This is a genomic window from Microbacterium sp. MYb72 (assembly GCF_002979415.1).
GTDB classification, from domain to species: domain Bacteria; phylum Actinomycetota; class Actinomycetes; order Actinomycetales; family Microbacteriaceae; genus Microbacterium; species Microbacterium natoriense.
The window spans coordinates 1-12,216 of the sequence record NZ_PCOT01000052.1 but is presented as its reverse complement, the minus strand read 5'-3'; the positions used below and the strand labels follow the sequence as shown (position 1 = coordinate 12,216).

General features: G+C 70.4%; 10 protein-coding genes. 6 read left to right on the top strand and 4 right to left on the bottom strand.

The genetic code is table 11. From position 1 onward, the window contains the following. Positions 1 to 247: 247 nt before the first annotated feature. Genes hpaE through CQ047_RS18130 form a run of 3 tightly spaced genes read right to left on the bottom strand, consistent with a single transcriptional unit; the run spans position 248 to position 4,001 of the window. Positions 248 to 1,747, bottom strand: a complete 1,500-nt coding sequence (gene hpaE, locus CQ047_RS18140) for a 5-carboxymethyl-2-hydroxymuconate semialdehyde dehydrogenase (RefSeq protein ID WP_105677418.1) — start codon at positions 1,745 to 1,747, stop codon at positions 248 to 250. Further along, the gene (locus tag CQ047_RS18135; RefSeq protein ID WP_105677417.1) at positions 1,744 to 2,430 is read right to left on the bottom strand and encodes a GntR family transcriptional regulator; all 687 of its coding nucleotides are present in this window, start codon (positions 2,428 to 2,430) and stop codon (positions 1,744 to 1,746) included. The genes hpaE and CQ047_RS18135 overlap by 4 nt, the downstream gene beginning before the upstream one ends. Then, positions 2,427 to 4,001, bottom strand: coding sequence for a fumarylacetoacetate hydrolase family protein (locus CQ047_RS18130; RefSeq protein ID WP_105677416.1), 1,575 nt, complete (start codon positions 3,999 to 4,001; stop codon positions 2,427 to 2,429). Before CQ047_RS18130 ends, CQ047_RS18135 begins: the two co-directional genes overlap by 4 nt. 86 nt (positions 4,002 to 4,087) lie before the next feature. Here CQ047_RS18130 and CQ047_RS18125 point away from each other — a divergent pair, with 86 nt between their 5' ends. Beyond that, on the top strand, positions 4,088 to 5,467 hold the full coding sequence (locus CQ047_RS18125; protein WP_105677414.1) for an MFS transporter: 1,380 nt from the start codon (positions 4,088 to 4,090) through the stop codon (positions 5,465 to 5,467). A 198-nt stretch (positions 5,468 to 5,665) separates the two neighbouring features. On the opposite strand, the gene CQ047_RS18120 is transcribed toward CQ047_RS18125, so the two are convergent. Beyond that, a complete protein-coding gene (locus CQ047_RS18120) occupies positions 5,666 to 6,367 on the bottom strand; it encodes an IclR family transcriptional regulator (RefSeq protein ID WP_105677413.1) in 702 nt (233 codons plus the stop codon). A 128-nt stretch (positions 6,368 to 6,495) separates the two neighbouring features. On the opposite strand from CQ047_RS18120, the gene CQ047_RS18115 reads away from it, so the two are divergent. The 5 genes from CQ047_RS18115 (at position 6,496) to CQ047_RS18095 (ending at position 11,925) form a co-directional block, all read left to right on the top strand. Next, positions 6,496 to 8,361 carry an FAD-dependent monooxygenase gene (locus CQ047_RS18115; protein WP_105677412.1) on the top strand — a complete coding sequence of 622 codons (1,866 nt, stop codon included), beginning with the start codon at positions 6,496 to 6,498 and terminating at the stop codon, positions 8,359 to 8,361. Positions 8,362 to 8,455: 94 nt separating this feature from the next. Continuing rightward, entirely contained in the window at positions 8,456 to 9,379 is a 924-nt protein-coding gene (locus CQ047_RS18110) for an ABC transporter ATP-binding protein (protein ID WP_105677411.1), read from the top strand. Positions 9,380 to 9,382: 3 nt separating this feature from the next. After that, a complete protein-coding gene (locus tag CQ047_RS18105; RefSeq protein WP_105677410.1) occupies positions 9,383 to 10,138 on the top strand; it encodes an ABC transporter permease in 756 nt (251 codons plus the stop codon). Positions 10,139 to 10,147: 9 nt separating this feature from the next. Beyond that, entirely contained in the window at positions 10,148 to 11,314 is a 1,167-nt protein-coding gene (locus CQ047_RS18100; protein WP_105677408.1) for a sensor histidine kinase, read from the top strand. Next, the gene (locus CQ047_RS18095) at positions 11,311 to 11,925 is read left to right on the top strand and encodes a response regulator transcription factor (RefSeq protein ID WP_105677407.1); all 615 of its coding nucleotides are present in this window, start codon (positions 11,311 to 11,313) and stop codon (positions 11,923 to 11,925) included. Before CQ047_RS18100 ends, CQ047_RS18095 begins: the two co-directional genes overlap by 4 nt. Positions 11,926 to 12,216 lie beyond the last annotated feature (291 nt).

Here is a 12,216-nt window from a genome sequence, read left to right as displayed (position 1 = left end):
ACGTGCTGCGCTGCGCCTACATGGAGCTCGTCGGGGTGGGGGTGGGGTCGGCGGGATGGATCGGCGCCTCCTGGCTCACGTAGAAGCCAGACGAGGTCAGCGTCATGTCGTCGCGGTTGGTCATGTCAGCGTCCTTGCTTTCGTGTCGTGCGTTCGCTTCGTCTCGCTTCGCTCGCTCAACGACCGGATCTCAGGACCGGCCGTCGAGCGAGGAGCGCAGCGACGAGACGAAACGGGAGAGGTGAGGTCAGTTCTTGCCGAAGGTGGGGTTGTGGGACTTCTCCGCGAGCGTGATGTGCACGCTCTGCTGGTCGGTGTAGAAGTCGATCGAGCGGTAGCCGCCCTCGTGGCCGAGGCCGGACGCCTTCACTCCGCCGAACGGGGTGCGGAGATCCCGCACGTTGTTCGAGTTGAGCCACACCATCCCGGCCTCGACGGACTGCGCGAAGTTGTGCGCGCGCTTGAGGTCGTTGGTCCAGATGTAGGCGGCCAGGCCGTACTTCGTGTTGTTCGCGAGCGACAGCGCCTCCTCGTCGGAGTCGAACGGCGTGATCGCGACCACGGGGCCGAAGATCTCCTCCTGGAAGATGCGGGCGTCGGGGGAGACATCGGCGAACACGGTCGGCGCGACGAAGTTGCCCTCGTCGAAGCCCTCGGGGCGGCCGCCGCCGGCGACCAGGCGTCCCTCGGTCTTGCCGATCTCGACGTAGCTCATGACCTTCTCGTAGTGCTCGGGGTGCACGAGCGCGCCGACCTCGGTCGTGGGGTCGTGCGGGTAGCCGACCTTGACCCGCTGCGCCTGCGCCGCGTAGCGCTCGACGAACTCCTCGTAGATGGAGCGCTCGACGAGGATGCGGGAACCGGCGGTGCAGCGCTCGCCGTTGAGGGAGAAGACGCCGAAGATCGTGGCGTCGACCGCGGCCTCCAGGTCGGCGTCGGCGAACACCACGGCGGGCGACTTGCCGCCGAGCTCCATCGACAGGCCCTTGAGGAAGGGAGCGGCGTTGCCGAAGATCAGCTGTCCGGTCGAGCTCTCGCCCGTGAACGAGATGAGCGGCACGTCGGGGTGCTTCACGAGGGCGTCGCCTGCATCCTCGCCGAGACCGTTGACGAGGTTGAAGACGCCCTTCGGCAGGCCGGCCTCCTCGAAGATGCCGGCCCAGAGGGATGCCGACAGCGGCGTGAACTCGGCGGGCTTGAGCACCACCGTGTTGCCGGTCGCGAGCGCGGGGCCGAGCTTCCACGACTCGAGCATGAACGGCGTGTTCCACGGCGTGATGAGGCCAGCGACGCCGATCGGCTTGCGGTTGACGTAGTTCATCTGCTTGCCGGGCACCTTGAAGGCGTCGTCCGACTGCGCGACGATCAGGTCGGCGAAGAAGCGGAAGTTCTCGGCGGCGCGACGCGCCTGGCCGAGGGCCTGGGTGATCGGCAGACCCGAGTCGTAGGACTCCAGCTCCGCGAGGCGCGCGTCGCGCGACTCGACGATGTCGGCGATGCGGTGCAGCACGCGCGAGCGCTCCCGCGGCAGCATCCGGGGCCAGGGGCCCTCGTCGAAGGCGCGCTTCGCGGCGGCGACGGCGAGCTCGATGTCGGCCTTCTTGCCCGCGGCGGCGGTGGTGTAGGTCTGGTTGGTCACCGGGTCGAGCACGTCGAAGGTGTCGCCGTCGATCGAGTCGACGAAGGCGCCGTCGATGTAGTGCTGGATGTGGTCCGGCAGGTCGGCGGGGATGCGGGAATCGGTCATGAGCCTTCTCCAGGGGTGTGGGTGGAACGGGTGTGCAGCGCATCGAGGAACGCGTCCCTCGTGCGCCAACGGTGGTTGCGGGCGGCGAGCTCGATCTCAAGGGGCTCTGCGCCCTCGCGGATCAGCTCGAGGATCTGCGTGTGCTCGTCGACGGAGTGCTGGGCGCGGCCGGGCACGTACGCGAACGTGGAGTCGCGGATGCCGGAGAGCCGGGCCCATCCGCGGTGGACGAGGTCGAGCAGATGCGGGTTGGGGCACGGCTCGAACAGCACGGAGTGGAACTGGCGGTTCAGCTCGGTGAAGGCGTGGGCGTCGAAGTGGTCGAGCAGCCGGTGCATCCGCTCGTTCACCTCCGCGGCCTCCGCGAGCGCCTGCTCGTCGAGGAGCGGGGCGGAGAGCGCCGTCGCGGCGCCCTCGACGAGTCCGAGCGTCTGCATGGTGTGCGCGTACTCGCTCTCGTCGACGAGCGTGACGCGCGCGCCGACGTTGCGCTCGAACGTCACGAGCCCCTCGGCCTCGAGGCGGCGGATCGCCTCGCGCACGGGCACGACGCTCATGTCGAGCTCGTCGGCGATCGAGCCGAGCACGAGACGGTACCCGGGCCCGAAGGCGTGCGCCGAGATGCGCGAGCGGATCCAGTCGTAGGCGCGCTCCGACTTGCTGGAGTTCTCGACGGTGGTCATGCGCGGCTCGTCGCAGCCTCGTACTTCGCGCGCCACTCGGCGTTCAGCGGGAACAGCCCGTCGACGGGGTGCCCTGCGGCGACCTGCTCGGCGATCCAGGCGTCCTCGATCTCCTGAGCGAGAGCGTCGTCGACGACCTCCTCGACGAGCGACGGGGGGATGACGATCACGCCGTCGCCGTCGCCGACGATGATGTCGCCGGGCTGCACGGTCGCGCCTCCGCAGGAGATCGTGACGTCGACGTCCCACGGCACGTGCTTGCGTCCGAGGACGGACGGGTGGGCGCCCTGCGAGAACACGGGAAGGCCGATCTCGGCGACGGCGTCGAAGTCGCGCACCCCGCCGTCGGTGACGACCCCTGCGGCTCCGCGGGCGCGGGCGCGGAGGGCGAGGATGTCGCCGAGCGTGCCCGTCGTGGCGTCGCCGCGGGCCTCGATCACGATGATCTCGCCCTCGTCGACGGCGTCGAACGCGCGCTTCTGCGCGTTGTAGCCGCCGCCGTGGCTCTTGAAGAGGTCTTCACGGAACGGCACGAAGCGCAGCGTCTTCGCCGTGCCGACGATCTTCGTGCCGGCGATGTTCGCTGCCACGCCGTCGACGAAGCAGGAGTGGTGGCCGCGCTTGCGCAGCTGCGCCGAGAGTCCGGCGGTCGGCGCCTCGAGGAGCTTGGCGCGCAACTCGGGGGAGAGCCCGGCGCCGGATCCCGAGGAGCCAGAAGGTGCGGCATCCGACGGGGTCGATGCGGCGTTCTGCGGCTCCTCAGCGACCGGGGGCAGGCCGGCCGCCTCACGTGAGCCCCACGCCTCGGTGCGCTGCAGGTCGTCGACCGCGGGGAGCGAGCCGATCTCGGCGTCGAACGGGACGTCGCCCTGCGTGACGGTGGTCACGAGCGCACCGGAGGAGGGGGCGCCGTGCGCGGTCGGGGCGTCCACCTCGACCTCGACGACGTCGCCGGGGACGATCACGCTGGATCCGGCCGGCGTGCCGGTGAGGATGACGTCGCCGGGCTCCAGCGTGAAGTGCTGCGAGAGGTCGGCGACGAGCTGCGCGAGCGGGAAGATGAGGCCGGCCGTCGTGTCGTCCTGTCGGAGCTCGCCGTTGACCCAGGCGCGCACGCGGAGGGCTGCGGGGTCGACGGCGGAGGCGTCGATGTACTCGGGGCCGAGCGGGGTGTACCCGTCTCCGCCCTTCGAGCGGACGTTCGAGCCCTTGTCGTTCGCGCGCAGGTCGTAGAGGCCGAGATCGTTCGAGGCCGTGACCCATCCCACGTGCGACCAGGCGTCTGCGAGGGAGACGCGGCGCGCCGCCGTGCCGATCACGAGGGCGATCTCGCCCTCGAAGGCGAGCAGCTCGGTGCCGGCCGGCCGCTCGACGGTGCCGCCGGATGCGGCGACGGAGCTGGTCGGCTTGAAGAAGTAGGAGGGGAAGGCGGGGCGCCTGCCGCGCTGATCGGCGCGAGAGGCATAGCTCAGGTGGATCGCGATGATCTTGCCGGGGCGGGGGATGGATGCCGTCACGGATGCGCCTCCTCGCGCTTTCGACGACGCCTTGTGCGTCGTATCTGAAATCATATATCATCGGTTCACCCCTCGGCAAGCACTCGTTTCCCCCTCGGATGTGCGCCGTGACAGTGCAGTCACCAGCAAAAGGAGGCCCCATGAGCGGGCAGTCACAGGGTGGGTTCACGCCCACCGGAACCATCGCCTCGCAGGCCGATCGACGGCGCGTCATCTTCGCGACGGTCGTCGGCACCACCGTCGAGTGGTACGACTTCTTCATCTACGCCACGGCCGTCGGCCTCGTATTCGGTCAGCTGTTCTTCGAGCCGCTCGGTGCGAACAGCGCGCTGATCGCCTTCGCCACCGTGGGCGTCAGCTTCCTCTTCCGTCCGCTCGGCGCCTTCCTCGCCGGGCACTTCGGCGACAAGCTCGGACGCAAGGCCGTCCTCATGTGGACGCTGATCCTCATGGGCGCGGCGACCGCCCTCATCGGCGTGCTGCCCACCTACCAGTCCATCGGCCTCGCCGCGCCGATCCTCCTCGTGCTCCTGCGCATCATCCAGGGCATCTCCGCCGGCGGCGAATGGGGCGGCGCCGTGCTGATGGCCGTCGAGCACGCGCCGCGACAGAAGCGCGGCATCTTCGGCGCCTCGCCGCAGATCGGCGTCCCGCTCGGGCTGCTCCTCGCCTCGGGCGTGATGGCGCTGATGACCGCGATCGCCCCCGGAGACCAGTTCGCCGCGTGGGGCTGGCGCATCCCGTTCCTGCTCAGCGTCGTGCTGATCCTCGTCGGCTACTACGTGCGCCGCAAGGTCGAGGAGAGCCCGGTGTTCACCGAGCTCGCCGAGCGCAAGGAGAAGGCGAAGATGCCGATCGTGCAGCTGTTCCGCAAGCACCTGCTGCTCGTGATCATCGCCGCGCTGGTGTTCGCCGGCAACAACGCCGTCGGCTACATGACGACCGGCGGCTACATCCAGGGCTACGCGACGAACCCGGAGGGGCCGATCGGCCTCGAGCGCGGGCCGGTGCTGTGGGCCGTCGCCGGTTCCGCCGTGACCTGGCTGCTCACCACGCTCCTGGCCGGCTGGGTCTCCGACCGCATCGGACGCCGCAGCACCTACATCATCGGCTGGGTGCTGCAGCTCGCGGGCGTCTTCACGCTGTTCCCGCTCGTCAACACGGGGCAGATCGGCCTGCTGTTCGCCGGCCTCGCGATCCTGACGATCGGCCTCGGATTCACCTACGGCCCCCAGGCCGCGCTGTACACGGAGCTGTTCCCGGCGAGCATCCGCTTCTCCGGCGTCTCGATCTCCTACGCGATCGGCGCGATCGCCGGCGGCGCCTTCGCCCCCACCATCGCGACGGCGATCGTGCAGGCCACGGGCTCGACGCAGGCCGTCACCTGGTACCTCGCCGGCATGACCGTGCTGGGTCTCGTCGCGACGCTGCTGCTGCGCGACCGCTCCGGCATCCCGCTCGGACCGGATCACGAGGCCGAGCAGGCCGTCAGTCCGATCCGCGGTCTCGCGAAGGCCTGACCGCCGGTCGTCGATCGAGGAGCGCGGCGACGAGACGAAACGCCTCAGCGGCCGTTCGGCGTCGGTTGGGGTGTTTCGTCGCGCTGCGCTCGCTCAACGACCGGTGGGGTGGGGGTTGTCGCGCTCGCTCGACGACCGGCGAAGGTCCCGGTCGTCGAGCGAGGAAGCGCAGCGACGAGACGAAACGCGTGAGCCGCGTCAGCCCTCGAGCGCCTCGCGGATCGCGGATGCCGAGCGCTCCAGCCGCTCGGCGATCGCCGCATCCTCGACCGACGTCGCCACGTGCACGACCGCGATCGCCGCAGGGCGCTGGCCCCGGAGCGCGAGGGGCACGGCCACCGACTGCACGGTCGGGATCACCTCGTCGTGGCTCGTCGTGTAGCCGTGCGTGCGGGAGGCCTCGACCTCCGCGCGCAGCGCCGCCGCGGCATCCGCCGGCCATTCGGCGGGGGTGAGCTGCATCAGGATCGCCTTGCCCGGCGCTCCGACGGTGACCGGGTGGCGCGCACCCGGTCGCTGCGCCACGCTGGCGACCGCGTGACGGGGCTCGATGCTCGCGAGCGTGATGCAGTCCTCTCCGTCGAGCACGGCGAGGAAGGCCGTCATCCCCAGTTCGTTCGCGATGTCGGTGAGCTCGGGGAGGGCCTCGGCCTGCAGGTCCTGTGCGACGCCGGCCGCGAGGGCCGCCATGCGCGCGCCCAGCGAGACGGCTCCTGCGGCGTCGCGCCCGACGAGCCGGTGGTCTTCGAGGGTGCGCAGCAGTCGGTAGGCGATGGAGCGGTGCACGCCGATGGCGGCGGCGATCTCGTCGATCGACAGCGGGCCGCGGGCGTCGGCGAGCACCTCGAGGATGCGGATGCCGCGGCTGAGGGTCTGCGACGCCGGGGCGGTGTCGGCCATGGTGCTCCCTTGCGGTCGGAGAGGGGCGCGTCTAAGCTGTGTTCAATAGTAGAACAGTGTGTTCGAATATAGAACACTCCTGTTCGCGCCGCAAGACCCGACAGAGAAGTCCGGAAGGATCGACGACGATGCAGTTCCACCACCACGGTTACGTCTCCGGTGACCCGCGCGTGCTCCCGGCGGGAGTCGCCGACCGACCCGCAGACCTGCCGGACGACATCGACGTGCTCATCGTCGGCTCCGGCCCCGCCGGAATGCTCCTGTCGGCGCAGATGTCGCAGTACCCGGGCATCGTCACCCGCATCATCGAGAAACGCGACGGACGCCTCGTGCTCGGCCAGGCCGACGGCATCCAGCCGCGCAGCGTCGAGACCTTCCAGGCCTTCGGGTTCGCCGAGCGGATCATCGCCGAGGCCTACAACATCGGCTGGATGAACTTCTGGGGTCCGAACCCCGAGAAGCGCGACGAGATCGTCCGCACGGCGCGCACGGCCGACTACGCCTACGACATCTGCGAGTTCCCGCACCTCATCGTGAACCAGGCGCGCGTGCTCGACTACTTCGCCGAGGCCGCCGCAGACGGCCCGGGGCGGATCGTGCCGGACTACGGCGTCGAGTTCACGGGCCTCACCGTCCACGACGACGGCGAGTTCCCTGTCGAGGTGCGCATCCGCTACGTCGCAGGCCCCCGCGAGGGGGAGGAGCGCACGGTCCGCGCGAAGTACGTCGTCGGCTGCGACGGCGCCCGCAGTGGCGTGCGCGGAGCGATCGGACGCACTCACGTCGGCGCGATGGCCGCCCACGCCTGGGGCGTCATGGACGTGCTCGTGAACACCGACTTCCCCGACTGGCGCACCAAGTGCGCCATCAACTCCGAGGCGGGGAACATCCTGCACATCCCCCGGGAGGGCGGATACCTCAGCCGCATGTATATCGACCTCGGCGAGGTGGCCGAGGACGACGACCATCGCGTGCGTCAGACCCCGGTCGAGGAGATCATCCGCAAGGCCAACGCGATCCTGCATCCGTACTCCATCGACGTGAAGCAGGTCGCCTGGCACAGCGTGTACGAGGTCGGCCATCGGGTCACCGACGGCTTCGACGACGTCGACCCCGGCGTGGAGCGCACCCCGCGGGTCTTCCTCACCGGAGACGCCTGCCACACGCACAGCGCGAAGGCAGGGCAGGGCATGAACGTGTCGATGCAGGACGGCTTCAACCTCGGCTGGAAGCTCGGCGCCGTGCTCACCGGACGCAGCCCGGAGGCGCTGCTGTCGACATACGGATCCGAGCGCCGCCCCGTGGCGCAGCAGCTGATCGACTTCGACCGCGAATGGTCCTCGCTCATGGCCCGCAAGCCCGAGGAGATCTCCGACCCGAACGAGCTCGCCACCTTCTACCTCGGCACGGCCGAGTTCCCCTCCGGCTTCATGACGCAGTACACCGCGTCCATGATCACGGGCTCCGACGCGCACCAGTCGCTCGCCGCCGGGTTCCCGCTGGGCAAGCGGTTCAAGTCCGCCGAGGTCGTCCGGGTCGGCGACGGCAACGCCATCCACCTCGGCCACCATGCCAAGGCGGACGGACGCTGGCGCGTCTACGCGTTCGGCGACCGCGACGGCTCCGCGCTGGAGTCGTGGGCCGCGCAGGCCACGCCCCTGCTCGCCCGGTTCACCCCGTCGGATGCCGACGTCGACGCCGTCTTCGACGTGAAGGCCGTCTATCAGCAGTCGTACGAGGAGGTCGAGGTGACGTCGGCTCCCGAGCTGTTCCAGCCGAAGACCGGCCCGCTCGGACTCACGGACTGGGAGAAGGTGTACGCCGCCGGCCCCTCGCATTGGACGGATGCCGACATCTTCGAGGCGCGTGAGCTCTCCCGAGACGGCGTCGTCGTCGTGGTCCGCCCGGACCAGTATGTCGCCGCGATCCTGCCGCTGGATGCCGTGGCCGAGCTGGAGTCGTTCCTGGAGGGCGCGTTCCTGCCTGCGTCCTGAACCGGCCCCAGGGGCGTCCGGCATGACACGTGTCACGTCGAACGCGTGACAGCGGACGACGGCGCCGCAGGCTGCGCGTCGCGATGCTGGAGGCATGAACACATCAGGAGCCGCATCCGCGGTGATCGAGCTGACCGACGTCCGCCGCCACTTCGGCGTCGGCGACCGGCGCGTGCAGGCCGTCGACGGAGTGAGCCTTCGTATCGAACGGGGCGAGGTCACAGCCCTTCTCGGGCCGAACGGGGCGGGCAAGACGACGACCCTCGACATGCTGCTGGGGCTCACCGAACCGAGCTCCGGCACGGTGTCGGTGCTCGGCGGGCATCCGGATGCCGCGGCGAAGTCCGGGGCGATCGCGGCCGTGCTGCAGACCGGCGGGCTGCTCGGCGACCTCACGGTGCTCGAGACGGTGGAGCTCATCGCCTCGCTCCACGGACGCCAGGCGCTCGATCGGGTGCCCGAGGTGATGCGCCGCGCCGATCTGGTCGCGCTCGCGAAGCGCAAGGTCTCGAAGTGCTCCGGCGGTGAGCAGCAGCGCGTCAAGTTCGCCCTCGCGATGGTGCCCGATCCCGACATCCTCGTGCTGGACGAGCCCACCGCCGGCATGGACGTCACGGCCCGTCGTCACTTCTGGGACGTCATGCGCGCCGACGCCGACGCCGGCCGCACGATCATCTTCGCGACGCACTACCTCGAAGAGGCCGAGCAGTTCGCCCGTCGCACCGTCGTCATGCACCGGGGGACGATCGTCGCAGACGCCCCCACCGCGCGGCTCAGGGCGAGCCTGGGCGAGCGCACCGTGTCGGCCACGCTGCCGGCCGGGTCGTCGATGTCGATCGTCGAGCGGCTCGCCGCGATCGCGGGCGTGGTCGGCATCCGCGTCGACGCCGATCGCCTCAGCCTCAAGGCCGCCGACTCCGACGCGGCCGCGCGCACCCTGCTCGACGCCGGGGCCCGGGATCTGGAGATCGCCGCGCCCACCCTCGAAACCGCCTTCACCGCCCTCACGGAGGACTGACCGATGCTTCTCTCACCCACCATGCTGCGCATCGAGGCCGTCCGCCAGCTGCGCAACCCCTACACGCTCGCCTTCACCCTGGCCATGCCGATCGCGATGTACCTGCTCTTCGGCGCGAGCATGAGCTACGGCACGCTCTCCGCCGGGCACGGCAACGTCTCGTTCTACGTCATGACGTCGATGGCCGCGTACGGCACCGCCGTCGCCATGAGCTCGCTGACCTCCCTCGCCGCCACGGAGTCGAAGCAGGGATGGGGTCGCCAGCTGGCGATGTCGCCGCTGACGACCACCGGCTATGCCCTCACCAAGGTGCTCACGGCCTTCTCCTACGCGGCGCTGTCGGTGCTCGGGGTGTTCGTGGCGGGGATGCTCACCGGCGCCGAGGCCGACGGCGCGTGGCGGTGGCTTGCGACCGTCGGGATCGTCCTCGGACTCGGATTGATCTACGGGCTCTGGGGTCTCGGCGTCGGCCTGTTCTTCAACGGCGACTCCGCGACCGCGCTGGCGTCGATCTCGATGACGTTCTTCGCCTTCTTCGGCAACGTGTTCATGCCCCTCGACGGGGTCATGCTCGACATCGCCCGGTTCACCCCGCTCTACGGCTTCGTGGCCCTGAGCAGGTGGCCTCTGACCGAAGGACGGCTCACCACGGGGCAGACCGACGAGCTCTGGATGCTGCTCCTCAACGTCGCGGTGTGGGTCGTGCTCTTCGCGGCGCTGGTGATGGCGGGCGCCAAGCGCTCCCGCGCACGTCAGTAGGTTGGTTCCATGACCGATCAGCGAGACGACGCGGCGGCGCTCGCCGCAGCAGGTGCTCCGCCCGCGGCATGGGCGGCATCCGGCTCGGGGGCGGGGTCCGCGCATCCGGCGGATCCCTGGGCACGATTCGGCTGGCTGATGGCCGTCGTCTGGCTCATCTTCCTGATCTACCCCGTCCTGTCGCTGCTCCGCTCCGAGGCGCCGATCGCCTGGGTGGTGGTCGGCTGGGCCGCCCTGGTCGCCTTCATCGTGCTGTACGTCGTCGGCTTCATGTACGGCATGCGCGGCGGGGGCGGCCTGGGGCGCCCGGTCGCTCCGCGGCAGTGGGTCACCTTCGGGCTCCTGATCGTCTGCGCCCTGGTGTCGATCCCCGCGGAGGGCGGATCGGCGCTCAGCTTCCTCCCGTTCATCATGTCCTTCGCCTCGTACGGGCTCACCCGCGTCTGGCACTGGATCACGTTCGCGGCGTCCGTCACGATCACCGCCCTGTGCGTGTTCCTCCTCCCAGGCGGGCTGGACTTCCTCACGGTGCTCGCGATCATCGTGCTGCTGGGGGTCGTGAACACCGTGTCCACCTGGCTGATCCTGCGCTCGAACGAGGCGGAGAGGCTGGGGCTCGAGCTCGCCACGAGCGAGGGGCGGGAGGCGGTCGCCCGCGACGTGCACGACCTGATCGGGCACTCGCTCACCGTCGTCGGGCTGAAGGCCCAGCTGGTCAGGCGTCTGATCGACACCGACCCCGAGCGGGCGAAGGCCGAGCTCGCCGACATCGAGGCGCTCACCGCGGAGGCGATCGCCGGGGTGCGTGCCACGGTCTCCGGAGCGCGCGCGACGACGCTGACCGAGCAGCTGGCATCCAGCCGCGACGCGCTGCGGTCGGCCGACGTCGTGCTCGCCGTCGACGGGACGCCGGGGGCGCTCTCCGCCGCGCAGGCGCTGACCGCTGCATGGATCCTCCGGGAGGCGACGACGAACACGCTGCGGCATGCCGGCGCCACGCGGGTAGACGTGCAGATCGCGCCAGGGCGGCTCAGGATCGTCGACGACGGCGCCGGGCCCGGTTCGCGCGAGGGCAACGGCGTCCGCGGCATGCGGGAGCGGGCGGCAGCGGCCGGGGCCTCGTTCGCGTTCGGCGCGGGAGAGTCCGGCGGCACGAGCGTGGAGGTGACCTGGTGACCGACGGCATCCGACTGCTGATCGCCGACGATCAGGCGCTCGTGCGGGGAGCGCTCGGCGCCCTGCTCGACCTGGAGCCCGATCTGGAGGTCGTCGGGCTCGCGGCCGACGGAGCGACGGCGGTGCGCCTGGCGGCCGAGACCGCGCCGGACGTGTGCCTCATGGACATCCAGATGCCGGGCATGGACGGCATCGAGACCACCCGGCTGCTGCGGGCGGCGCACCCCGGCACCCGCGTGCTCATCGTCACGACCTTCGCCAGGCCCGGGTACCTGCGCTCGGCTCTGGACGCGGGCGCCAGCGGCTTCATCGTCAAGGACAGCCCGGCGGAGAAGCTGGCGGATGCTGTGCGCCGCGTGCACGCGGGCATGCGCGTGCTGGACCCGGCCCTCGCCGAGGAGAGCCTGTTCGACGGGGCGAACCCGCTCAGCGACCGGGAGCGCCAGGTGCTGCGTCTCGCCGCAGACGGCAGATCGGCCGCCGCGATCGCCGCGGAGGTCTTCCTCTCGGCGGGGACCGTGCGCAACCACCTCTCCGCGGCGATCGGCAAGACCGGGGCTGCGAACAGGGCGCAGGCCGTGCGGATCGCTCTCGACAAGGGATGGCTCTGAGCCCGCGTCGGGTGGGTCAGGGGCGGGTCCGGCCCGCGTCGGACGGCTGAGATCCGGAAGATCGACCGAGACCCGGATGGATGCAGGTCAGTTGTGCGGATCTCGGGGCGTCGTCCGGTTCTCGGGGCAGGGAGCTGGCCGGGGCTGAAGTTTTCGCCCGATCGGGCGACGTCCGGTGGGTCGTTCGCCTTGGCGGCTGAAGTCCGGAGGATCGACCGAGTTACGGATGCTGTCGGCTGGTGTGCCCGGATTTGGGGGCGGCGTCCGGATCTTGGGGCGGGCGCGGCCTGA